This window comes from Thioclava sp. UBA3469 (assembly GCF_002378135.1).
Taxonomy (GTDB): Bacteria; Pseudomonadota; Alphaproteobacteria; order Rhodobacterales; family Rhodobacteraceae; genus Thioclava; species Thioclava sediminum.
The window spans coordinates 1-23,135 of the sequence record NZ_DFRG01000003.1 but is presented as its reverse complement, the minus strand read 5'-3'; the positions used below and the strand labels follow the sequence as shown (position 1 = coordinate 23,135).

General features: G+C 65.3%; 24 protein-coding genes. 17 read left to right on the top strand and 7 right to left on the bottom strand.

Going from position 1 to position 23,135, the window contains the following annotated elements:
• From B3D39_RS00235 to ccoP, 4 genes are all read left to right on the top strand, one after another.
• Positions 1-384, top strand: a 384-nt coding sequence (locus B3D39_RS00235; RefSeq protein WP_286789258.1) for a cbb3-type cytochrome c oxidase subunit I, incomplete at its 5' end; no start/stop codon positions are given.
• 12 nt (positions 385-396) lie between these two features.
• Complete coding sequence (gene ccoO / locus B3D39_RS00230) at positions 397-1,125, top strand: cytochrome-c oxidase, cbb3-type subunit II (RefSeq protein ID WP_078548271.1); 729 nt, start codon at positions 397-399, stop codon at positions 1,123-1,125.
• Positions 1,126-1,138: 13 nt separating this feature from the next.
• Positions 1,139-1,339: a cbb3-type cytochrome oxidase subunit 3 gene (locus B3D39_RS00225; protein ID WP_078520404.1), complete on the top strand. Its 201-nt coding sequence runs from the start codon at positions 1,139-1,141 to the stop codon at positions 1,337-1,339.
• 31 nt (positions 1,340-1,370) lie between these two features.
• Positions 1,371-2,255, top strand: a complete 885-nt coding sequence (ccoP, locus tag B3D39_RS00220) for a cytochrome-c oxidase, cbb3-type subunit III (protein ID WP_078520403.1) — start codon at positions 1,371-1,373, stop codon at positions 2,253-2,255.
• Between the two features lie 294 nt (positions 2,256-2,549).
• Here the strand turns inward: ccoP and B3D39_RS00215 are convergent, their stop codons facing one another.
• Positions 2,550-2,714: a hypothetical protein gene (locus tag B3D39_RS00215; protein WP_274961474.1), complete on the bottom strand. Its 165-nt coding sequence runs from the start codon at positions 2,712-2,714 to the stop codon at positions 2,550-2,552.
• A 100-nt stretch (positions 2,715-2,814) separates the two neighbouring features.
• Here B3D39_RS00215 and B3D39_RS00210 point away from each other — a divergent pair, with 100 nt between their 5' ends.
• From B3D39_RS00210 to ccoS, 5 genes are all read left to right on the top strand, one after another.
• Entirely contained in the window at positions 2,815-3,699 is an 885-nt protein-coding gene (locus B3D39_RS00210) for a LysR family transcriptional regulator (RefSeq protein ID WP_274961473.1), read from the top strand.
• A 124-nt stretch (positions 3,700-3,823) separates the two neighbouring features.
• Complete coding sequence (gene ccoG / locus B3D39_RS00205; protein WP_274961472.1) at positions 3,824-5,272, top strand: cytochrome c oxidase accessory protein CcoG; 1,449 nt, start codon at positions 3,824-3,826, stop codon at positions 5,270-5,272.
• On the top strand, positions 5,269-5,733 hold the full coding sequence (locus B3D39_RS00200) for a FixH family protein (RefSeq protein ID WP_306461387.1): 465 nt from the start codon (positions 5,269-5,271) through the stop codon (positions 5,731-5,733). The genes ccoG and B3D39_RS00200 overlap by 4 nt, the downstream gene beginning before the upstream one ends.
• A gap of 4 nt (positions 5,734-5,737) precedes the next feature.
• A complete protein-coding gene (locus B3D39_RS00195) occupies positions 5,738-7,963 on the top strand; it encodes a cation-translocating P-type ATPase (protein ID WP_274961471.1) in 2,226 nt (741 codons plus the stop codon).
• A gap of 12 nt (positions 7,964-7,975) precedes the next feature.
• On the top strand, positions 7,976-8,137 hold the full coding sequence (gene ccoS / locus B3D39_RS00190) for a cbb3-type cytochrome oxidase assembly protein CcoS (RefSeq protein WP_078520399.1): 162 nt from the start codon (positions 7,976-7,978) through the stop codon (positions 8,135-8,137).
• A gap of 192 nt (positions 8,138-8,329) precedes the next feature.
• On the opposite strand, the gene B3D39_RS00185 is transcribed toward ccoS, so the two are convergent.
• Both B3D39_RS00185 and B3D39_RS00180 read right to left on the bottom strand, forming a co-directional pair.
• On the bottom strand, positions 8,330-10,147 hold the full coding sequence (locus B3D39_RS00185) for a D-alanyl-D-alanine carboxypeptidase family protein (protein ID WP_338113593.1): 1,818 nt from the start codon (positions 10,145-10,147) through the stop codon (positions 8,330-8,332).
• Positions 10,148-10,403: 256 nt separating this feature from the next.
• Complete coding sequence (locus tag B3D39_RS00180) at positions 10,404-11,102, bottom strand: HAD family hydrolase (protein WP_078520592.1); 699 nt, start codon at positions 11,100-11,102, stop codon at positions 10,404-10,406.
• 120 nt (positions 11,103-11,222) lie between these two features.
• Here B3D39_RS00180 and clpS point away from each other — a divergent pair, with 120 nt between their 5' ends.
• The 3 genes from clpS (at position 11,223) to B3D39_RS00165 (ending at position 13,558) form a co-directional block, all read left to right on the top strand.
• Positions 11,223-11,549 carry an ATP-dependent Clp protease adapter ClpS gene (gene clpS, locus B3D39_RS00175; protein WP_286789260.1) on the top strand — a complete coding sequence of 109 codons (327 nt, stop codon included), beginning with the start codon at positions 11,223-11,225 and terminating at the stop codon, positions 11,547-11,549.
• Positions 11,550-11,628: 79 nt separating this feature from the next.
• Positions 11,629-12,708, top strand: a complete 1,080-nt coding sequence (locus B3D39_RS00170) for a class I SAM-dependent methyltransferase (protein ID WP_274961470.1) — start codon at positions 11,629-11,631, stop codon at positions 12,706-12,708.
• Between the two features lie 40 nt (positions 12,709-12,748).
• A complete protein-coding gene (locus tag B3D39_RS00165; RefSeq protein WP_078520396.1) occupies positions 12,749-13,558 on the top strand; it encodes an SDR family NAD(P)-dependent oxidoreductase in 810 nt (269 codons plus the stop codon).
• Between the two features lie 3 nt (positions 13,559-13,561).
• On the opposite strand, the gene B3D39_RS00160 is transcribed toward B3D39_RS00165, so the two are convergent.
• Positions 13,562-14,767, bottom strand: coding sequence for a hypothetical protein (locus tag B3D39_RS00160; RefSeq protein WP_274961469.1), 1,206 nt, complete (start codon positions 14,765-14,767; stop codon positions 13,562-13,564).
• Between the two features lie 180 nt (positions 14,768-14,947).
• Between B3D39_RS00160 and B3D39_RS00155 the strand changes: the two genes are divergently transcribed.
• Positions 14,948-15,508 carry a hypothetical protein gene (locus B3D39_RS00155; protein ID WP_274961468.1) on the top strand — a complete coding sequence of 187 codons (561 nt, stop codon included), beginning with the start codon at positions 14,948-14,950 and terminating at the stop codon, positions 15,506-15,508.
• A 4-nt stretch (positions 15,509-15,512) separates the two neighbouring features.
• On the opposite strand, the gene hemC is transcribed toward B3D39_RS00155, so the two are convergent.
• On the bottom strand, positions 15,513-16,466 hold the full coding sequence (gene hemC, locus B3D39_RS00150; protein WP_075774169.1) for a hydroxymethylbilane synthase: 954 nt from the start codon (positions 16,464-16,466) through the stop codon (positions 15,513-15,515).
• Between the two features lie 99 nt (positions 16,467-16,565).
• Between hemC and hemE the strand changes: the two genes are divergently transcribed.
• On the top strand, positions 16,566-17,597 hold the full coding sequence (hemE, locus tag B3D39_RS00145; protein ID WP_098411790.1) for a uroporphyrinogen decarboxylase: 1,032 nt from the start codon (positions 16,566-16,568) through the stop codon (positions 17,595-17,597).
• Positions 17,598-17,744: 147 nt separating this feature from the next.
• On the opposite strand, the gene hemF is transcribed toward hemE, so the two are convergent.
• Positions 17,745-18,644 carry an oxygen-dependent coproporphyrinogen oxidase gene (hemF, locus tag B3D39_RS00140; RefSeq protein ID WP_274963770.1) on the bottom strand — a complete coding sequence of 300 codons (900 nt, stop codon included), beginning with the start codon at positions 18,642-18,644 and terminating at the stop codon, positions 17,745-17,747.
• A 127-nt stretch (positions 18,645-18,771) separates the two neighbouring features.
• Between hemF and B3D39_RS00135 the strand changes: the two genes are divergently transcribed.
• A complete protein-coding gene (locus tag B3D39_RS00135; protein WP_078600099.1) occupies positions 18,772-19,179 on the top strand; it encodes a hypothetical protein in 408 nt (135 codons plus the stop codon).
• Between the two features lie 4 nt (positions 19,180-19,183).
• Here the strand turns inward: B3D39_RS00135 and B3D39_RS00130 are convergent, their stop codons facing one another.
• Complete coding sequence (locus B3D39_RS00130; protein ID WP_274963769.1) at positions 19,184-19,846, bottom strand: arylesterase; 663 nt, start codon at positions 19,844-19,846, stop codon at positions 19,184-19,186.
• Positions 19,847-19,886: 40 nt separating this feature from the next.
• On the opposite strand from B3D39_RS00130, the gene B3D39_RS00125 reads away from it, so the two are divergent.
• Together B3D39_RS00125 and B3D39_RS00120 are read left to right on the top strand one after the other, a co-directional pair.
• On the top strand, positions 19,887-20,585 hold the full coding sequence (locus tag B3D39_RS00125) for an ABC transporter ATP-binding protein (protein WP_274963768.1): 699 nt from the start codon (positions 19,887-19,889) through the stop codon (positions 20,583-20,585).
• Complete coding sequence (locus tag B3D39_RS00120; protein WP_286789257.1) at positions 20,582-23,089, top strand: ABC transporter permease; 2,508 nt, start codon at positions 20,582-20,584, stop codon at positions 23,087-23,089. Before B3D39_RS00125 ends, B3D39_RS00120 begins: the two co-directional genes overlap by 4 nt.
• The last annotated feature ends 46 nt before the right edge of the window (positions 23,090-23,135 follow it).

Genomic DNA, 23,135 nt, shown 5'->3' with positions numbered 1-23,135 from the left:
GCGCTCGGCTGGAACGGCATGATCACCTTCGGCATGCTCTACTTCCTCGTGCCGCGTCTTTGGGCACGTGAAGGGCTCTACTCGCTGAAACTGGTCAGCTGGCACTTCTGGCTCTCCACCATCGGGATCGTGCTCTATGCCGCTTCGATGTGGGTCGCCGGGATCATGCAGGGCCTGATGTGGCGCGAAGTGGACAGCCAGGGCTTCCTCGTGAACGCCTTCGCCGACACCGTGGCCGCCATGCATCCGATGTTCGTGGTCCGTGGTCTGGGCGGTGTGCTCTACCTCACGGGTGGCATCATCATGGCCTACAATCTGTGGATGACCGTCGCTCGTCAGCCGCGCGTGGAATCGCGTTCGGTTGCCGCCGTGCCGGCTGAATAAGGAGAGGAACAGATGGGACTTCTCGACAAGCACAGTGTTCTTGAAAAGAACGCCACGCTCCTGCTGATCTTCGCCTTCCTGGTCGTCACGATCGGCGGCATCGTGGAGATCGCACCGCTCTTCTACCTCGAAAACACCATCGAGGACGTCGAAGGGGTGCGGCCCTACACGCCGCTGGAGCTCACCGGGCGCGATATCTACATCCGCGAGGGCTGCTATGTCTGCCACTCGCAGATGATCCGCCCGATGCGCGACGAAGTGGAGCGTTACGGCCATTACTCGCTGGCAGCGGAGTCGCAATACGACCACCCGTTCCAGTGGGGCTCGAAGCGGACGGGGCCCGACCTCGCCCGCGTCGGGGGGCGCTACTCGGATGCCTGGCATGTGGATCACCTGACCAATCCGCAGTCGGTCGTGCCGGAATCGGTGATGCCGAAATACGGCTTCCTGCTCAATCGCATGGTCGATCCCGCGCATATCGACGAGCGGCTCTCGACCGATGCGATGGTGGGCGTGCCCTACACTTCGGACATGATCGAGAACGCCAAGGCGGACTTTGCCGCTCAGGCCGATCCGAACAGCGACTATGACGGGCTGATGGAGCGTTATCCCAACGCGACGAACGTCCGTAATTTCGACGGTCGCCCGGGCATTTCCGAGATGGACGCACTCGTCGCCTATCTGCAGGTGCTCGGCACCATGGTCGATTTCTCGACCTTCGAACCCGTGGCCAGCCGGTAAGGGGAGCTGATCAATGGACTATCACATCTTCAGGGAATTCGCGGACAGCTGGTTTCTGATCTTCATGTTCGTCTTCTTCCTGGCCGTCGTGGCCTGGGTCTTCCGGCCCGGTTCGCGCAAGACCTACGAAGATACGTCCGAGATCCCGTTCCGGCACGAAGACAAACCCGCCAATGCCTCGGAGGCCGGCGAGAGCCGGTCCTCCAAGGACTGACGGCGCCACGTTGTAAGGAGGCGTGGAGAACATGAGCAAGAGACCAAGCAAGCACAAGCACGAGGTCGAGACCACGGGTCACCAGTGGGACGGCATCGAGGAATACAACAATCCGCTGCCCAAATGGTGGCTGTGGACCTTCTATGCCTGCGTCATCTGGGGGATCGGTTACTCGATCGCGATGCCGGCATGGCCGATCTTCAAATCCGGCGCGACGCCGGGGATCATGCACTCGTCGACCCGCGCGAATGTGCAGGCCGATATCGACAAGTTCGCTGCGGCGAATAAGCCGATCCAGGAGAAGCTCGTCTCGGTCGATCTCGACCAAATCTCGAGCGATCCCGAGCTGAACAACTACACCCAGAACGCCGGTGCGGCCGTGTTCCGGACCTGGTGCGCGCAGTGCCACGGTGCGGGTGCGGGCGGCAACTCGAAGCTGGGCTATCCGAACCTTCTCGACAGCGCATGGCTGTGGGGCGGCACGATGGAGGACATCCATTTCACCGTCACGCACGGCATCCGCAACGAGACGGACCCGGATGGCGAGGCACGTTACTCGCAAATGCCCGCTTTCGGCACGGACGAGCTTCTCGAGCCCGCGCAGATCGATCAGGTCGTGCAATACGTCCGCAAGATCTCGGGTCAGGACCATGACGAAGCAATGGCCACTGAAGGCGAGACCGTCTTCATGGACAACTGCTCGGCCTGCCATGCTGAAGATGGCACCGGCGACCAGATGCAGGGTGCGCCCAACCTGACCGACGCCGTCTGGCTTTACGGTGGGGATGTGGACACGCTGACCTACACGGTCACCAACGCCCGCTTTGGCGTTATGCCGAACTGGAACGAGCGTCTGTCGGAAGCGGATATCCGCGCCGTGGCGGCCTACGTTCACAGTCTGGGCGGCGGCCAGTAACGGTCGAAAATACAGAGATCCCGCGGGGCTTTGGTCTGGCGGGTCGCACCGGCACCCCGTCCTGTTCGCGCGTTTCCTGGGGGTGCCGGTGCCCAATTTCAGAGGGCCCCCGTCGCGGGGCCCTCTCGTTTGTCGAGGGTTACCTGTCGTCTATCTTGGGGTCATCTTTGGGCAAAACAAGCTCCGCGCTTGTCTTTGCACGCCGATGTGAACGCCGATGCGAGCGGGCCGCCGGCAGGCCGGGGCGCTGATCGAGGCCCGTGGCGATGGTGAAGCTCTGCGCCCAGATCCCGATCATTTCCACATCTCCCGCAAACGTTGGCGCAGCGAGGGACGCGGTGCGCGATGGCGCTTGCGCGAGTCTATCGGGTCCGGCAGGTGCGGCCAGTTGCTTTGCGGCGGATGGAGGTTCATGCGGGCGAACAGCATCAGCGTTTCGGGCGTAACTCTATCTTTCATGTCTGATCTCCTGAGGGCGGGTCAACTCTGGTCAGGATGCGTTATTTGCGCGAAGATGCGACTCAGGAAACTTTCCACTATGTAAGTTGAAGTTACGGATATGGACTGGCGAACCCTTCCCTCCCTGACCGCGCTGCGGGCGTTTTCGGCGTTTGCCGACACCGGATCGGTGGCTCAGGCGGGGCGTGCGCTCAACGTGTCGCATGCGGCCGTCAGCCAGCAATTGCGGGGGCTCGAAGAGCGGCTCGGTGTGACGCTTGTCGACCGGTCGGGCCCGCGGCCTGCGCTGACGCCCGACGGTCGCCGCCTTGCGCAGGCGCTGCGCGACGGGTTCGGCACGATTGCCGAAGCGGTCGCTTCGCTGAGCGACACCGCCGACTCCCGCCCGCTGCAAATCGCCACCACGCCAAGCTTCGCCTCGGCCTGGCTGTTGCCCCGGCTGCCGGACTTTCGCGAAGCCCATCCCGAGATCGGTCTGACCATCGACCCTTCGGCGACCGTCTCCACGCTTGCGCCGGGCGGGGTCGAGATGGCGCTGCGCTACGGATCGGGGGACTGGCTCGGGCTCGAGTCGCGGCTTCTGGTGCGCTCGCCCATCGTCGTGGTCGCGGCCCCCGCGCTGGTGGGGGAGGGGCGGTATGACTGTCCGGCGGATTTGCGTGGCCTGCCGTGGCTGCAAGAGCTCGGCACTTCCGAGTCGACCGACTGGTTCGCGCGCCATGGCGTCACGCAGGATCAGGCCAGAAGCCTGACAGCGATGCCGGGCAATCTTTTGCTCGAAGCGGCGCGCGGCGGGCAGGGGGTGGCGGTGACCGCCTTGGTCTGGGTGGAGCAGGATATTGCGGCCGGGCGGTTGCGGCTTCTGTTTGAAGACAGCGAGGAAAAAGGCTATTACACGGTTACGCGACCGGGCGTGAGGCGACCGGCGCTACGCCAGTTCATGTCTTGGCTCTTCAAGCAAGCGGCGCATGCCGGTGACCAGTAAAAATACCAACCAGTGAAGATTTCCTGTATGGCAGACCTGTCTTTTTGACGCAGGTCAAAGCCTTCACGACTGTGTCATACCAGAAGAGCCTGTGACGCAGAGAAATATATGAACGGAGAGAGTCGTGAGCTCCACCGAACCAGTCGATCCCCCGCCGCTTTACGCCGCCCGCGAGCCGATCTTTCCGCGCCGCGTGCACGGCCAGTTCCGCAACCTGAAATGGGTGCTCATGGCGGTGATGCTTGGCATCTATTACATCACGCCGTGGATTCGCTGGGATCGTGGCCCGGAACTGCCCGATCAGGCGGTGCTTCTGGACCTCGCGAACCGCCGGTTCTTCTTCTTCATGATCGAAATCTGGCCGCATGAATTCTACTTCGTCGCGGGCCTTCTGATCATGGCGGGCCTTGGCCTGTTCCTGTTCACCTCGGCGCTGGGGCGCGTCTGGTGCGGCTATGCCTGCCCGCAGACCGTCTGGACCGACCTGTTCATCCTTGTGGAGCGTTGGGTCGAGGGCGACCGCAACGCGCGTATCCGTCTGCTGCGTCAGAAATGGAACGCCGAGAAATTCCGCAAGCGCATCACGAAATGGGTGCTCTGGCTGCTGATCGGCGTCGCGACCGGCGGGGCCTGGGTGTTCTACTTCACCGATGCGCCGACGCTGCTGACCGATCTGTTCCACGGCACCGCCTCGCCGATCGCCTATACGACGATCGCAGTGGCGACGCTCACGACCTTCGCCTTTGGCGGTTTCGCCCGCGAACAGATCTGCATCTATGCCTGCCCGTGGCCGCGCATTCAGGCGGCGATGATGGACGAAGACACGATCACCATCGCCTATCGCGAATGGCGCGGCGAGCCGCGCGGCAAGCTCAAGAAGGGCCAGCACGATCCGACGCAGGGCGACTGCATCGACTGCATGGCCTGCTTCAACGTCTGCCCGATGGGCATCGATATCCGCGACGGCCAGCAGCTTGAATGCATCACCTGCGGCCTGTGCATCGACGCCTGCAACGAGATGATGGACAAGATCGGCAAGCCACGTGGCCTCATCGGCTACATGGCGCTGAAGGACGAGGCGAACGAGCGCTCGGGCAATCCGGTCATCAATGTCTGGAAGCACATCATGCGCCCGCGCACGATCCTCTACTTCTCGATGTGGTCGCTGATCGGTATCGGTCTGGTGGTCGCGCTCTTCATGCGCTCGCCCATCGACTTCAACGTGACGCCGAACCGCGATCCGCTCTTCGTGGTGGAGCCCTCTGGCGCGATCCGCAACATCTACACGCTGCGGCTGCGCAACAAGGCGGGCGAGGCGACCGAGTTCAAGGTCTCCGTCAAAGCCCCCGATCCGGCCGATCAAAGCACGCTGAGCGTGTTGCTCGAAGGTCAGGACGGAAACACCGTGACTGTGCCCGCAGATGAAACCATGACCCAAAGGGTCTATATTGTCGCCGAACCCGGTTCGTCCATCGCCACCAGCGAGCGCACCGAACTGACGATGTGGATCGAGGATATGACCAATACTGATCGCGTGTCGGAGACGACCGTATTCAACGGAAGGGTACAATGACCGAGATGGCGAAACCGCTGACCGGAAGAAAAGTGCTGATGATCGCGGTGGCCTCCTTCGGGGTGATCATCGCGGTCAACCTCGTCATGGCGTGGCAGGCCGTCAGCACCTTCCCCGGCCTCGAGGTCGACAATTCCTATGTCGCCTCGCAGACCTTCAACGAAGAGAAACTGGCGCAGGATGCGCTCGGCTGGACCGTGTCGCCGGAGTATTCCGACGGCAAGCTGAGCTTCGTGATCCGCGACGAGGACGGGCTGCCCGCGAGGGTGGCCGAGTTCAAGGCGCTCGTCGGGCGCACCACCCATGTCCGCGATGACATGACGCCCGATTTCGACTATGTCGGCGGCATCTTCACCACGAAGCTCGATCTTGCGCCGGGCGTCTGGCTGGTGCATCTCGACGCGAAAGCCGCCGACGGCACGGAGTTCCGCCAGCGGATTGACCTGTTCGTGAAAGGCTGAGCCGATGTCGGTGTCGCCCGCTTCTCCATCACATAGCGAACCGTTCGAGGACGAGCATGTCTCCGCCTCGGCCTGTCCCGCCTGCATCGCCGCCCCCTCGGCCGAGCAGATAGCGAAGTCGGGTGACATCAAGGGTGCGCGGATCATGCTGTCGCTGCCCACGGCGCATTGTGCGGTCTGCATAACCGATGTCGAACGCGAGCTGATGAAGCAGCCGGGCGTGAAATCGGCGCGGGTGAACCTGACGCTGAAACGCGCCTCGGTCGATGCGGCGGGCGATGTCGAGCCGGCGGGGCTGATCGCGGCGCTCGACAAGATCGGCTATGAGGCGCACGAGCTCGATCCCGGCATGCTGTCCGCGACCGAAGCCGACAAGCGCGGACGGGACCTCTTGATGCGAATGGGCGTCGCGGGCTTCGCGATGATGAACATCATGATGCTCTCGATCGCGGTCTGGTCGGGGGCGGAGGATTCGACGCGCGACCTCTTCCACTGGATTTCGGCGGCGATCGCGCTGCCCACCACGATCTTCGCGGGCCAGCCCTTCTTCGCCAATGCCTGGGCGAGCTTGCGCGGCGGGCGTCTCGGGATGGATGTGCCGATCTCGCTCGCGATCCTGCTGGCGCTCGGGATTTCGCTGTTCGAGACGATGCATTCCGGCGCGCATGCCTATTTCGAGGCGGCGACGATGCTCACCTTCTTCCTGCTGGTGGGCCGCTATCTCGACTATCGCACCCGAGCTGTGGCGCGCTCGGCGGCCGAAGAACTCGCGGCGCTGGAAGTGCCCCGCGCGACCGTTCTGCGCGACGGCGAAGAGGTCACGGTGCCCGTGGGCGAACTGGTGCCCGGCGATCTGATCCGGGTGCGCCCGGGGGGCCGTATCCCCGCCGATGGCGAAGTGACCGAGGGCCAATCCGAGAGCGACCGCTCGCTGCTGACCGGCGAAAGCCTGCCCGTGCAGGTGCTGCCCGGTATGACGCTCTCCGCCGGTGAGGTGAACCTGACCGGGCCGCTGACCCTGCGCGTGACGGCTGCGGGTCGCGACAGCTCGCTGCATCGGATGGCCGATCTCGTCGCGATGGCCGAGAGCGCGAAAACCAAATACACCTCGCTCGCCGAACGGGCGGCGCGGGCCTATGCGCCGATCGTGCATATCCTGTCCTTCAGTGCGTTCTGTGCTTGGGCCTGGATCACGGGCGGCGATTTCCGTCTGGCGGTGAATATTGCGGCGGCGGTGCTGATCATCACCTGCCCATGTGCGCTGGGGCTCGCCGTGCCTGCGGTGGTGACCGCCGCATCGGGCAAGCTGTTCCGCAAGGGGCTGTTGATCAAGGACGGCACCGCGCTGGAGCGTATGGCCGAGATCGACACGGTCGTTTTCGACAAGACCGGCACGCTGACCATGGGCGCGCCGCGCCCGCAGAACCTCTCCGATCTCTCGCCCGAGGCGCTGTCCGTCGCGATGGCGCTGGCCGAAGGCTCGAGCCACCCGCTCGCGCGCGCCCTGCACGAGGCGGCGGCAGGGCAGGGCGTTGCGCCCGCTGCGCTGAGCGACCTGCGCGAAGTTCCGGGCTATGGCGTCGAAGGCGTCTGGCAGGGGCAGCGCGTGCGGCTCGGTCGTGCGAACTGGATCGGCGCTGCCGAAGGCGCGACCACCGCGACCCATCTCGCGATCGGTGAGACCACCCCGATCCCGATCCGGTTCGCCGACACGCTGCGCACCGGTGCCGAAGAGGCCGTGGCCGGTCTGAAGGCGCAGGGCAAGCAAGTCTGGCTGGTGTCGGGCGATGTCGAAGGCGCGGTGAGCGAACTCGCCACGCGCCTCGGGATCGACACCTACCGTGCCGGTGCCCTGCCTGCGGAGAAGGCGCAGCTCGTGAGCGATCTCACCCAACAGGGCCACCGCGTGCTGATGGTGGGCGACGGTCTCAACGACACCGCCGCGCTGGCGGCCGCCCATGTCTCGGTCTCACCCGCCTCCGCACTGGATGCGGCGCGCACGGCGTCGGATATCGTGCTTCTGGGTAAGGATCTCGCGCCGGTCTCCGATGCCGCTTCGATCTCGGTGCGCGCGCGCCGCCGGATCAAGCAGAACTTCGGCATCTCCATCGTCTACAATATCATCGCCGTGCCGCTCGCGCTGACCGGGCTTGCGACGCCGCTGATGGCGGCGCTCGCGATGTCGGCAAGCTCGATCACGGTCTCGCTCAACTCGCTGCGCCTGCGCTGAAAGGAGCCCCTCATGGAGGTTCTTCTCTATTCGATTCCGATCTCCCTGCTGCTCGGCGGGATTGGCCTCGGGGCGTTTTTCTGGTCGCTGAAGAACAATCAGTATGACGACCCGAAAGGCGATGCCGAGCGTATCCTGTCCGACGAGTTCGACGACCATCCGAAGCAGGACTGACCGCGCGTCGCGGAGGGATGGGCCAGGCGGCCCGATCCCCTTAGATTCGCGCCCGCTTCGCCTTGGCACAAATATCCCCGCCGGAGGCATCTGCCGTGGCAACCCGTGCGGCGGGGGACATAAGGTCCGGAAAAAGGAAAAGCCGCGCTGACCAAGCGCGGCTTTTCATATTTTGCCCCTAAGGGAAGACTCTCAGGGGCCGACCACTTTGCAGTCCATAGCGCGAGACTCGAGCCTTGCACAGGCCAGTTGTGCCATGTCTTGGGTCATTCCTACGAAATTCGCCTCATAACCGGTCTTTCGGGTGGCCACTTTGCGCAAAGCTTCGCCCAAAGTGTCGCTTTCCATCAGTGCCGTGGTCAGCATGTGGCGCTCTGCAGCGAATCGCGAACCGAACAGCCCGAGGCTGACACCCCAGTTGCGCCCACCCGAGCTGGAGACGCGGGCGACCACGCGCGGTTTCTGCTCGGGGGCCGGGGCAGGGGGGGTGAGAGCGGCGAGAATGATCTCGCTTTTGCGCTTCTCGGGGGCTGCGGCCATCTGCGCGGTCTCGGGCTGCGGGTCCGTCGACTGCACGAAGCTGGACGGGGCCTTGGCGCCATCGGACTTGCCGTTTTGGTCCAGATCGAGCGTATGTGCCTCGGCCAGTTCCATCGTCTCCGGCTGCGGCTGGGTGGACTGGACGAATTTCGGGCCGTCCGACGCGCCGGGCTCGTAGGAGGCAAGCTGCACGTCGCTCGGCTCTTCGCTTCCATCCGCGCTGGCCTTGCCGGCGGCGACGGCGGCGTCATGCGCCTGCGCCTGTGCCAGCGGGGTGGCCTTGGTCACCTCGGCAGGTAGTGCCTTCGTCGCGTCCGCGACCTGAATCTCGCGCGGGTTGCGCTGCGGGCGGGGGCTTGCGGTGATCTCCGCGCCGATCCCGAGCGTACCGGCGTCAGCCACGACGACATCTTGCGTGTCCGCAGTAGCGTCCTGCGCGCCTTCGGCCACGTCCTCGGGGATGTCGGTGCTCTCATCGACCTGATCGGCCTGCACCGCGGCGGCGAGCGCCATCGAGATCGCATCGCTATCCGCAGTCGGCGCGGTCGGGCGGATATCGGGGCGCGGGCTCTTCTTCGGCGCGAGGTTCGCCATCAGCATCGGCGATTGCGCGGGCTCGATATATTGCGGAATCCGGGGGCGGTTCGTCGGCGCGTTATTCGGTGCGCGCTTGAAGCCCAGATCCAGCAGATCGGCCATTTTCGCGTTGCGCTGCGCGGTGGAGGTGCCGCCAAAGACGGTCGCGATGATGCGCTTGTTGCCGCGCTGCGCCGAGGCGGTCAGGTTGAAGCCTGAGGCCGAGGTGTAGCCGGTTTTGATGCCGTCCGCGCCCTTGTACGCTGCGAGGAATTTGCGGTTCGTCGAATAGACGGTGCGCACTTTCGCGTCCGCCGAGCGGCGCGAGAAGATGTTGTAATATTGCGGGTAGTCGAAGAACAGGTGACGGCCCATGATCGTCATGTCATGCGCCGAGGACAGGTGGCCCTTGCGGGTCAGACCGTTGGCATTGACGAAATGGGTGTTCTTCATGCCCAGCTGCCGGGCGGTGCGGTTCATCCGCGCGGCGAAGCCTTCCTCGGAGCCGCCGATGTAATCGCCAAGCGCCGCAGCGGCGTCATTGGCGGATTTGATCGCAGCGGCGCGGATCAGGTAGCGCACGGCGATCTTCTGACCGGGGCGGAGGCCCAGACGCGAGGGCGGCTGGCTGGCGGCATGCTTCGTCACGGTGACGATGGAATCGAGGCTGAACTCGCCATGCTCGATCGCCTGGAAGGTGATGTAGAGCGTCATCATCTTCGTCAGCGACGCAGGATGCAGCGGCGTGTCAGCGTTTTTGGAGTAGAGAACTTCGCCCGATCGCATGTCCATGACCATCGCCGCGTAGGGCGCGGCCTGCGCAGCGATCGGCGCAATGAGTGTCAGAAGGATTACGAATAGCCCATCACGGACCCAGCGCATCAGCGTGGTCACGGCTTCACCTATTTCACTGCCTCAATTTGACCCCTTTGCGATACCGATCTTGAGCCGGTTTCCGGGGTTTATATTAGCGGGAAGCGTAGCACGGGTCTCTCAGGCTGAAAACTCCCTATTTTCAAGCGCTTTCACTGCGACATTCATGCAATACCGCAAGATGTGGTGGGATGATTGCGGCGGCCTGTCTATACGTGGTGTATTTCGGACACAGGTGCGTGAGGTCAGCGGAGCATGACGCCACGCAATGCAGGGCTCAATCGGTGATTTTTGCGATCAGATCGGGCAATGCGCCGAGGTCGGGCAATTCGGCGAAGCGCGGATGCTCCATCGGGGGCTCGGCATGCTCGAAGGCCCATGTCAATTCATGGGGCACATGCACGCCCCAGCCGCCCGCCTCGATCATCGGGATCACGTCGGATTTCAGCGAATTGCCCGCCATCAGGCCGTGCTCCGCCCCTTCGGCATGGCGCGCGAAAATCTCGGTGTAGACCGGGGGCTTCTTGTCCGAGACGATCTCGACCGCGTCGAACAGATCGCCCAAGCCCGACTGCGCCAGCTTTCGCTCCTGATCGATCAGGTCGCCCTTCGTCACCAGAAGGATGCGGTAGTCGTCCGACAGCGCCTCGATCGTCTCGCGTGCATGGGGCAGCAGCTCGATCGGGTGCGACAGCATTTCCCGCCCTGCGGCGAGAATCTCCGACAGGATCGTTGCGGGCACGCGGCCTTCGCTGACTTCGATCGCGGTTTCGATCATCGACAGGGTGAAGCCTTTGATGCCAAAGCCGTAATGCGCGATGTTGCGACGTTCCGCCGCGATCAGCCGCTCTGCCAGATGATCGGGCTCGGCGTGGTCGCGCAGCAATTCGGTAAAGTGGTCATGCGTGAGTTGAAAGAAACGCTCGTTATGCCAAAGCGTATCATCCGCATCGAAGCCAATCGCCGTGAGCCGCATGGTCCCGCCTTTCTCGCCGGAGGTGTTGAAAGACTTTTCATATGTCACGAAGACCCTATATTCCGCCAGAGCCCCTCAACGATTCCTGATGCCGGAGCGCCCTTGACCGAGCCTCTTTACATGATGTCCGACGACGACCAGGACGACAGCGACAACGATGCGTCCCTCGCGACCAAGACGCGGCCGAAGATGCAGCGCCCGCTGATGTACAAGGTGATGTTGTTGAACGACGATTACACGCCAATGGAATTCGTCGTCCATATCCTCGAGCGGTTCTTCGGTCTCAATCACGCGCAGGCGTTCGAGATCATGCTGACCGTGCACAAGAAGGGTCTTGCGGTGGTCGGTGTCTTCTCTTTCGAGGTGGCCGAGACGAAGGTGGCGCAGGTGATGGATTTCGCGCGCCGCCACCAGCACCCGCTGCAATGCACGATGGAGAAGGACTAAAGGCCGCCCAAGCGGTTCCTTGCAAATTCAGTCGCGCCCGCCTATTCGGCGGGCTCGTTTCTTTCAGAGGGTTCCCTGCATGAGCCATCCGCGACTTTCGCTCGCTCTCGAGATGCCCGAGGCGCTTCCGCCCGAGGGAGACATCGCGCTGTTCGCGCCTGTGGGCACGCTGGACCTCGGCGGTCTTCCGGTCGATCGCCTCGTCGCGATCCAGTCCGAGAAGCCCGACCATGACGTGCTCGCGCAGCGCGGCGTTCGCGTTTCGCCGAGTGCCGAGGGCAGCTATGCCGCCGCGATCATCTTCGCGCCCCGCGCCAAGGCCGAAGCCCGCGCGCTGATCGCCGAAGCCTGTCAGCGCGTGGCGCCGGGCGGGCCGATCTATGTCGATGGGGTGAAGACCGAAGGGATCGACTCGCTGCTCAAGGAGTTGCGGGGACGGGTGGACCTGTCCGCGCCGATCGCAAAGGCCCATGGCAAGATCGCATGGTTCTTCGCAGCCCCCGACCTGCTGACCGACTGGGCGGCGCAGGACATTCACCCGGTCGAAGGTTTCGTGACCCGTCCGGGCGTGTTCTCCGCGGACGCGGTGGACGACGGCTCGGCGCTTCTGGCCGAATGCCTGCCCGATAGCCTGCCGTCGAAAGTCGCCGACCTCGGCGCGGGCTGGGGCTGGCTTTCGGCGCAAATCCTGGCGCGCAAGGGCGTCGAACGGCTCGATCTGGTCGAGTCGGATGCGGTCGCGCTGGACTGCGCGAAACGCAACATCACCGATCCGCGCGCGCAGTTCATTTGGGCCGATGCCACGCGCCATGTGCCGGAAGAGCGCTATACCGCCGTTGTGATGAACCCGCCTTTCCATGGGGCCGCCCGCGGGGCCGATCCGGCACTCGGTCTGGCCTTCATTCAGGCCGCACGCGGGATGCTGTCGCTCTCGGGCACGCTCTGGATGGTCGCGAACCGCCATCTGCCCTATGCCGACGCGCTCGCCGCGGCGTTCCACGAGATTGAAGAGATCACGCCGCCCAGCGGCCCTTCGACCCGTTTCCGTATCATCCGCGCTGCCAAGCCGATCCCCGCCGGGAAGACCCCGGGGAAATCGGCGGGCACGCGCGCCACAGCCGAGCCGAAACGCCGCCTTGCCCCTCGCAAGCGGCGCTAAGCTCGCCTAACCTGCCTCAACATCCACGAGGAGACACCCAATGTCCCTTTCTGTTTCCGGCAAGACCGTCATCGTCACGGGCGCAGCCCACGGTATCGGTCAGGCCATCGCGCGCCATTTCGTCGATCGCGGCGCGCAGGTGATGTTTGCCGATATCGATGAAGAGAAGCTTGCCGCCGAACTGGGCGACACGGCCAAGACCGAAGGGCCGGTGCGCTATTTCTCGGGCGATCTGTGCGAGAAGCTGGCGGTGAAGAACCTGCTCTCGGCCACCGTGGACGCGTTCGACCGGATCGACATTCTGGTGAACTGTGCGCGTACCTTCGCGCCCTGCGATCCGCTTGATCCGTCCGTCGAGGTGCTCGATTCGATGCTGTCGCAGAACATGAAATCGGCGCTGCGGGTCAGTCAGATGACCGCCAAGCGTATGATCAAGCAGGCCGAGGATGAGGGGCGCACCGAAGGCGAGATCGGCTCGATCATCAACGTCTCGACGCTGGCCTCGAACCGCACCCAGCCCGAGCTGATGGCCTATTCGATCGCCTGCGCGGCGCAGGATCAGGCGATCCGCTCGCTCGCCGTGGCGCTCGCGCCGAAGCGGATTCGCGTGAACGGCGTCAGCTTCGCCTCGGTGATGAGCCGCTCGCTGCAGGATGCGCTGAAGGAAAACGACGACTGGCGCGAGGCGATCTGCGAAGGCACGCCGCTGGGCCGGATCGCGCCGCCGTCGGAGCTGGCCGAGACGGTGCAGTATCTTGCGTCTTCGGGGGCGAGCTTCGTCACCGGGCAGATCATCAATGTCGATGGCGGGCGCAGCCTTCTGGATCGCGTGCAGGTCCCGGCCTTCTAAGGCTCAGGACCGCGCCGCGCGCCGGTCCATCGTCCAGAGTACGCCCGCGCCAGCCACGCCCAGAAGGGCGCCTGCGGCTGCGGCCAGCTCATAGCCCGCAATAGCCGTGCCAATGGCGAAGATCGCGGCGGAGAACCCGTCGCCTGCCAGTTTTTGCAACGCCATCAGCGAGGCCCCCGCGCCGGGCCGGTTCGACAGCAGATCCTGCAGATAGGCCATCGGCTGGGTCAGCACGACCGCGCCGCCGATCGCGCCGGGCAGGGCGAGAAACCAGACGTAAGGCGTCGGCGCCAGTAGCGGCAGCAACCCCAGATGGGTCGCGTAGAGCGCGGCCCCGATCCAGATCATCGTCGTGCGCTCGATCCGGCCCAGAACCAGCGGCAGGGCCAGCATGAAGGGCACTTCCAGCCCCGCCATGAGGCCCGCGTAAAGCGCGGTATCGGCGGCCCCGCGACCGGGCGTCGCCTCGAACACGAGCCCCATCACGACGAGATAGAGCATCACCGCCCCGTTGATCGTGCCAAGCGCCACTACGCGGGCGAGGATCGGCAGGTTCGCCATCTCGTGCAGGGATTGCCGGAAGGTCAGCCCCGATTTCGGGTCGGGCCAGCGGGTCGCCCCGTCGCGCGGCCAGAACAGGAAGGTCAGCGCGAGGATGCTCGCCCCGAGCGTCAGCGTCACCGGATAGATCGAGGTCAGCGCGGCCCCTTGGTCGAAAACCACCGACCAGATCGGCAGTACCACCACCCAGGGCAGCGCGAAGAGCGCGCGCAGGGTCGAGAGGATTGCGGGCCGGTCCTCTTCGGGGTGGGTCGAGGCTGCTAGCCGTGAGAGCGCAAAGAGCTGGCCGAAGATCGACGCCGAGAGCGGCAGGATCAGCGCGTTGGCGATCACGAAGACCACCCAGTTGTCGCCCGCCAGCACCAGCCCCGAGCCCACGATCAGCATCGCCGAGGTGCCAAGCGCGATGGCCCGGCGGTTCGCGCGCTGATCGGCGAGGATGCCAAGCCCGACCGAGGCCGAGACCGACAGCACCGAGGCGACCATCAGCACGCCCGAATACGCGCGGTCCGAGAGGCCGAACACCTTGATCGCGAGTGCCGAGACATAGGGCCCCATCGTCGCCGCATGGGCGCCGAACAGCACCAGCAAAATGGCGGCGAGGCGCAGGGCAGGATCGGAGAGGACAAGGCGGATCGGACGTAGCATGTCGTCGCTTTGCGCCTTCGGGCGTCCAAGTTCAAGAGGCAGCCGCCAAGCCTTACTCGTGGAGCTACAAAGGCTTAGCGAAATGCTCGGCGAAAAACCGCCACAGGCAGGGAACGGCGGCGCTGGAAACCTAGTTCAAAAGGCAGGGCGGGAGAGGTTGTACATGTAAAAGGAAGCATCATGCTCTCGCGTCATATCGCACTTAAGTTCGACAATGTGATCCGCAATATCCTGCTGCGCGCCGAGGTTCCGCCCGCGCAGGTGACGACCCCGCGTCTGGGCCGTCTGGAAGATGCCGAAACCGCTCTGGAACAGGAGTGCGCCCGGGTGGTGCTGGCGATGCCGCAAGAGGAACGCGGGGTTCTGAGTCTCACCTACGGCCTCAGCGGGCACGCCCCGATCCCGCCGCATCGCGCTGCCGACGTGCTCGGTTGGACGCTGATCCAGACGATGACGATAGGGGAGGGCGCGATCCTGCGGTTGCGCAATGCTCAATCCGCGCGTGCCGCGTTCGAGCCGCTTCTGGAGGGCCTGCATCCGCGTCTGCTGGCGGCAGCGGACGAGATCTACGAGATGCGGCTGGCCGATGTGCCGCGCAAGCGCCGCGACAAGGTGCTCAAAAACCTCTGGTGCGATATCAGCCCGCTGGAACGCCTTGCCCTGCGCGGCTTCGGCGACGGCGAAATCCCCGAGATGGAGCGGGCGCTGGAGCGCCGCGCCGCCGGTCAGCTTCTGTGCTGAGTGCTCAGCGCCAGTCGAAGAACCCTTCGCCCGCCTGAGACAGCAGATCGCGTGCGAGGTGTTCGCCCATCGCGGCGCCCTCGTCGATATTGCCCCAGCGCTCGCCCGCGAGCGCCTCGGAGCCGTCGGGACGCAGGATCTGACCGCGCAGCCAGAGCCGGTCGCCCTCGATCAGCGCAAGCCCCGCAATCGGCGTCTCGCAAGAGCCGTCCAGTGTCGCGAGGAAGGCGCGTTCCGCCAGCAGGCGCTGCTCGGTCACCAGATCATGGATCGGAGCAAGAAGCGCCTCGGCGCGGGCATCGGCCATCCGGCGTTCGATCCCGATCGCGCCTTGCGCGACAGCCGGCAGCATCTCCTCGGGGGCGATGGGCCCGCGCGCCGAGTCCTCCATCCCCAGACGACGCAGCCCCGCATAGGCGAGGAAGCTCGCCGCCGCGACGCCGTCCGCCAGCTTCTTCAGCCGGGTCTGCACATTGCCGCGGAACTCGACCAGTTTCAGATCCGGGCGCACATGGGCAAGCTGCGCCCGGCGACGCAGGCTCGACGTGCCGACCGTCGCCCCTTCGGGCAGGGCCATGATCGAGTCGTATTCCAGACTGACGAAGGCATCGCGCACGTCCTCGCGCGGCAGGTAGCAATCGAGCACCAGCCCCTCGGGCTGCTCGGTCGGCATGTCCTTCATCGAATGCACGGCGATATCGATGCGGCCATCGACCATGGCCTCTTCGATTTCCTTCGTGAACAGGCCCTTGTTGCCGATCTCCTTGAGCGGCTTGTCCGCCGCGATCATCGCCCGGTCGTCGCCCGTGGTCTTGATCACCACGACTTCGAAAGCGTCTTCGGGCAGACCATGCGCGGCCATCAGCCGGTCACGGGTCTCATAGGCCTGCGCCAGCGCCAGCGGCGAGCCGCGGGTGCCGATCTTGAGCGGGGATTTCGCATCGGGCATCTGTGTCATGGCTCCGGAATATCCGCGACAGATGGACCTTGCAAGAAGCCCTGCGCTTGACATGACGCCACAGGTCGCGTCGAAGGGGTGCAAAGAGGAGGCGCGAGAATGACCGACAAGACGATCCTGCGAGCTTTGAAAGGCGAAGTGCTGCCGACCCCTCCGGTCTGGATGATGCGGCAGGCGGGGCGCTACCTGCCGGAATATCGCGCGACGCGGGCGAAGGCGGGCGACTTCCTGTCGCTGTGCTACAATCCCGAACTGGCCGCCGAAGTGACGCTGCAGCCGATCCGCCGCTACGGCTTCGACGCGGCGATCCTGTTCGCCGACATTCTGCTGCTGCCGCAGGCTCTGGGGGCCGATCTGTGGTTCGTCACCGGCGAGGGTCCGCGCCTCTCGACCATCACCGGGGCAGAGGGTTTCGCCAAGCTCAAGACCAAGGACGATATCCACGAGACGCTCAACCCGGTCTACGAGACCGTCTCGATCCTCTCGGAAGAACTGCCGAAAGAAACGACGCTGATCGGTTTCGCCGGCGCGCCCTGGACCGTCGCGACCTATATGATCGCAGGCCGCGGCACGAAGGATCAGGGCCCGGCCCATGCGCTGAAGGCCGAAGATCGCGAGACTTTCGTGAAGATCATCGACCTGCTGACCGTCTCGACCATCGAATACCTGTCGAAACAGGTCGAGGCCGGGGCCGAGGTCGTGAAAATCTTCGACAGCTGGGCGGGCTCGCTCAAAGGGCAGGATTTCGAGGATTTCGCCGTCGAACCTGCCCGCAAGATCATCGCCGAGATGAAAGCGCGCTTCCCGGGCCTGCCGGTCATCGCCTTCCCGCGCGAGGCGGGCGAGGGCTATATCGGCTTTCATCAGAAGACCGGCGCCGATTGCGTCGCGCTCGACAATTCGATCACGCCGGAATGGGGCGCCGAGCATGTGCAGGTGTCCGGCTGCGTGCAGGGCAACCTCGCATCCTCGCATATGGTCACCGGCGGTCAGGCGCTGATCGACGAGACGCGCCACGTGGTGCAGGCCTTCAGCAAGGGTCCGCATATCTTCAATCTCGGCCACGGGATTACCCCCGATGCCGATCCGGAGAATGTGGCTCTGATGGTCGAGACGATCCGCAACGGCTGACGCGCGGTTTCGACCGAGAGCACGCGCGTCCGAGCCTTCGGGCGCGCAACCATCTCTTCCTCTTGGCGAAAATATCCCGGGGTGAATTCGCGCAAGCGAAGAGGGGCAGCGCCCCTCCAACCTTGGACCTATGCGCGCCTTAGCCGATCAATACCACTTCGCGATTGGCGGTAGGCTCATCAGAACCGCATCCGCGTTATGCCCGGTCTCGAGCCCGAATTTCGTGCCCCGGTCATAGACGAGGTTATATTCCGCATAGAGCCCGCGATGGCGCAGCTGGGCCTCGCGCTCCTCCTCGGACCAATCCTGCACCCGGCGCTTCTCGATCAGCGGTTGGAAGGCGGGCAGGAAGCCCGCGCCCACCGATTGGGTGAAGGCGAAATCATCCTCCCACTCACCGGTGTTCAGATCGTCGTAGAAGATGCCGCCGACGCCGCGCGCCCGGCCACGGTGGGGGATGAAGAAATACTCGTCCGCCCAGGCTTTGAAATGGTCGTAATAGGTCTTGTCATGGGCGTCGCAGGCGGCCTGCATCTCGGCGTGGAAATGCGCGGTGTCCTCGTCATATTCAAGACACGGATTGAGGTCCGCACCGCCGCCGAACCACCACGCGCCGGGCGTCCAGAACATGCGGGTGTTCATGTGGACGGCGGGGCAATGCGGGTTCTGCATATGGGCGACGAGGCTGATCCCCGAGGCCCAGAAGCGCGGGTCTTCCTCCATCCCCGGCACGCCGCGCGCGGCCATCGCCTTTTGCGCGCGGGGCGCCAGTTCGCCCCAGACGGTGGAGATGTTGACGCCGACCTTCTCGAAGACGCGCCCGCCACGCATCACGCTCATCTTGCCGCCGCCATGATCCTCGCCGTTCGGCCCCTTGCGCTCGGTGGGCGTCACCTCGAACCGGCCCGGCGCCTGATCGGAAAGCGGGCCTTGCGCATGGCTGTCCTCCAGCCCCTCGAATGCCGCGACGATCCGGTCGCGCAGGTCGGAAAACCACTCGCTCGCGCGGGCCTTGCGGGCGTCGAAATCCTCAACCGTGTCAGTCATGCGTAGGGCCTCCCAAATCTCTGGCGTGATCCTTAGCAGGCGCGGGCGGGTGCGGGAAGGGCGCGATTGATCGCGCGATTGATCGGGGGCACGCGCGGGCGTAGGCTGAGCGCGAAGGAGACTGCCCATGCGCCACGCCCTCATGCTGATCCCGCTCGTCCTGCTCGCCGCTTGTGGCACCCCGCAGGAACGCTGCATCCGCCAATCCACGGCCGAATTGCGGCGCGTCACCGATCTGGTGAGCGAGGTGCAGGGCAATCTCGCGCGCGGCTACGCGTGGCAGAGCTACGAGACCACCTCGAGCCGGTGGGAAATCTGCGGCTACGACACGATCACCAAGGGCGACAAGGTGATCCAGAAGCCGCGCATGTGCCTCGAGGATTACACGGTGACGCGCCAGCGCCCGATCCCGATCGATCCGGCCGCCGAGAAACGCAAGCTCGAGGCGCTGCTTAAGCGGCAGGCGGAGCTGTCGAAGGCCGCCGAGGCGCAGATCGCGGCCTGCAAGGCGGCCTATCCCGAAGAGGAGAGCTGAGCGCTCAGCTCCCCTGTTTCACCTTCGCCAGAAGCTCCAGCACCTTCGGCCCCAGAGCAGAGACCACTTTCTTCACCCCTTCGGGCGAGGGGTGGATATTGTCGGGCTGCATCAGGTCGGTCTTGGCGCGCTCCTCGATCGGGGTCTCCGTGATCGGGGCAAGCAGGTTGGGCACCAGAACGGCACCGTATTTCTGCGCCAGATCGGGATAGATCGCGTCGAAATCCTGCTGGTATTTCGGCCCGAAATTCCCCGGTGCGGGCAGCCCTGCCAGCAGCGCCGGAATGCCCTTCGCCTGAAGTTTCGCCAGAATGCCATCGAGGTTCGCCCGCGCCTGTTCGGGCGGCAGCCCGCGCAGCAGGTCATTGCCGCCCAAGGCCACGATCACCGCGTCGGGCTGAGGCGTCAGCAGCCAGTCGATCCGCGACAGCCCGCCAGCCGTGGTGTCGCCCGAGACGCCGCCATTGATCACCTTCACATCCTGCCCATGATCCTGCAGCCATCCCTGCAGCTGCGGCACCAGCCCGTCCGCCGGATTATCGAGCCCATAGCCTTGGGTCAGCGAGTCCCCCAATGCGAGGATCGACACCTCCGCCATTGCGGGCCCGGCCCCCAGCGCCAGCCCCGCGGCGATAAAACCCGCAGCGATCCGCTTGCGTATCCCCATCCGCGGCCCATATCCCTTTGAAGCAAAAGAAAGACGGCGCATGAGTGACACGATCCTTGAGTTGAAAGACGCGCGGCTTGCGCTCGATGGCAATACCGGGCCGGTCGAGATCCTCAACGGGATCGACCTGAGCATCGCGAAAGGGGAAAGCGTCGGGCTCACGGGGCCGTCTGGATCGGGCAAATCGTCGCTCCTCATGCTGATGGGCGGGCTCGAACGCGCCACCTCCGGGTCTGTCACCGCTTTGGGCCATGATCTCTCGAAGCTGTCCGAGGATGCACTGGCGCGGTTTCGTCGGGGTAATATGGGGGTGGTTTTCCAAAGCTTCCACCTCATCCCGACGATGACGGCGCTGGAAAACGTCGCGATGCCGCTTGAGATCGCAGGCGTGGAGCGCCCGTTCGAGCGCGCCGCGGCAGAGCTGGACGCCGTCGGACTGGCGCACAGGCTCGAGCATTATCCCAGCCAGATGTCGGGCGGCGAGCAGCAGCGCGTGGCACTGGCCCGCGCGGTTGCACCGCGGCCTGCCATCCTTTTGGCGGATGAACCCACCGGCAATCTCGACAGCGCAACGGGCGAGACGATCATCGAGATGCTGTTCGACCTTCAGGAAAAGCACGGCGCGACGCTGGTGCTGGTGACACACGCGCCCGAACTGGCGGCGCGCTGCGACCGGATCGTGGAGCTGCGCGACGGCGAAGTCGTGGGCGATCACATCGCAACGGGCGCGCCCGCATGAGCCTCGCGCTCTCCATCGCCCGGCGCGAGCTGCGCGGCGGCATTCGCGGCTTCTGGGTGATGCTGCTCTGCCTGATGCTGGGCGTGGCGGCGATCGCCTCGGTCGGTCTGGTGCGCTCGGCCATCGAGCGCGCGCTGTCGGATCAGGGCGCGGTGCTGCTGGGCGGCGACGCGCAATACGAATTTACCTATCGCCGTGCAAAGCCCGAGGAACTGCAATGGATCACCGACCGCGCCACCGCGGTCTCCGAGGTGATCGACTTCCGCTCGATGCTGTCGACCGGCACCGATCCCGCCGACCGCGCGCTGACGCAGGTGAAGGCGGTGGACGGGGCCTATCCGCTGACCGGAAAGCTGCAGCTTGATCCGCCCGTCGCCTCCGATGCGCTGAAGGGGCAGGGCGGTGTGCCGGGGATCTTCCTCGATCCGATCCTCGCCGATCGGCTGGGCCTGAGCCCCGGTGACCGGGTGCAGCTGGGCGGGCAGGATTTCGTGATGATGGCGCGGATCGTGCGCGAGCCGGATTCGACCGGTACCGGGATGGGGCTTGGTCCGCATTCCATCGTCTCGCTGTCGGCGATCGAGAAGACGCCGCTTCTCTCGCCGGGTTCACTCTTCGAGACCGAATACCGCGCGACGCTACCGCCCGATACCGACCTCGCCACCCTGAAACAGCAGGCAGAGACCCGGTTCGACGGTGCAGGCATGCGCTGGTCCGACCGCCGCCGCGCCGCGCCGGGGGCGGAGCGTTTCGTGCAGCGGCTGGGCTCTTTCCTCGTGCTGGTGGGGCTGGCAGGGTTGGCCGTGGGCGGGGTCGGCATCTCCGCCACCGTCGCTGCGTGGATCGAGCGCAAAGCGCCCACGATCGCCACCCTGCGCGCGCTCGGTGCCACCGGCAGCACCATCCGCGCGGCGTTTCTGCTACAGCTCGCAGCCCTCGGCCTTGCGGGCATTCTCGCGGGGCTGGTCCTTGGCGCCGGTCTCGTCCTCGGCGCCTCCGGTCTGATCGAACGCTCGCTCCCGCTGCCGGTCGAGATCGGCCTCGATCCCGGCCCGCTGGGCGAGGCCGCGCTTTACGGTGCATTGGTCGCGATGCTGTTTGCCCTCTGGCCGCTCTCGCGCATGTCGAAGATGCGCGCGGCGACGCTTTACCGCGACACCGGCGCAGGCCGCCGCCTGCCGGGCTGGCCCACGCTTCTGCTGACGGCGGCGCTTCTGACGATCATCGTCACCGTCTCGGCGTGGTTCTCGGGCCTCTGGACGCTGACGCTGGCGAGCCTCGGCGGCATCGCCGTGGCGCTCCTGATCCTGACGCTCGCGGCGAGCCTGATCCGCTGGCTGGCGCGCCGCGCCCAGCATAGCGCCCGGGGCCGCCCCGTGCTGCGCGCAGCCCTTGCCGCGATTGGCGGGCCGCGTTCCGAAGCGCGCTCGGTCATCCTGTCGCTGGGCCTCGGCCTCTCGGTTCTGGCGGCCGTGGGGCAGGTCGATAGCGGCTTGCGCGGGGCGATCGACCGCGATCTGCCGAAGGTCGCGCCGGCCTATTTCGTGATCGACATCCAGCCCGACCAGATCCAGCCCTTCACCGATCTGCTGACGGATATGCCCGAGGTCACCAAGGTCGAAAGCGTGCCGATGCTGCGCGGCGTGATCACCAAGATCAACGGCGAGGACGCGCGCAAGACGCATGGCGAGCATTGGGTGCTGCGCGGCGATCGCGGCGTGACCTATGCCGAGACCCCGCGCGAGAAGATCACTGCGGGCAAATGGTGGCCGAAGGATTATAGCGGCCCGCCGCTGGCCAGCTTCTCGGCCAAGGAGGCGCAGGAGATTGGCCTGAAGCTCGGCGATACGATCACGGTGAACATTCTCGGGCGCGACATCACCGCGAAGGTAACCTCGTTCCGCGACGTGGATTTCTCGACCGGCGGGATCGCCTTCGTCCTGACCCTCGATCCGGCGGCTTTGCGCGGCGCGCCGCATACATGGCTCGCCACGATCTACGCGCCGCCAAGCGCCGAGGCGCAGGTGATGCGCGATCTGGCGGAGCGTTTCCCGAATATCACCGCGATCCGGGTGCGCGACGCCCTGCAGCGCGTGACCGATGCGCTCTCGGCCATCGCACGGGCGACCTCGCTGGCGGCGGGCGTGACGCTGCTCACCGGCTTCGTTGTGCTGATCGGCGCGGCGGCGGCGGGCGAGCGGGAACGCGCCTGGGAGGCGGCGATGCTCAAGACACTCGGCGCCACGCGCGGGGCGATCCTTGCGAGCTTCGCGCTGCGTTCGGCACTGATGGGCGCGGCTGCGGGGTTGGTCGCGATCCTGTTTGGCGGGCTCGCGGGCTGGGCCGTGGTCGATCTGGTGATGGGGGCGGAGTTCCATTTCGCGCCGCTCCCCGCGCTCCTGATCGTCGCGGGCGGCGTTATCGCGACGCTGCTGGCCGGTCTGGTCTTCGCGCTGCGTCCCTTGGCGGCGCGGCCTGCCGGGGTGTTGCGCGCGCCTGAGTGAGGGCGGCTTTGCGTTGAAAAGTCGGATGCCTCCGGCGGGGATATTT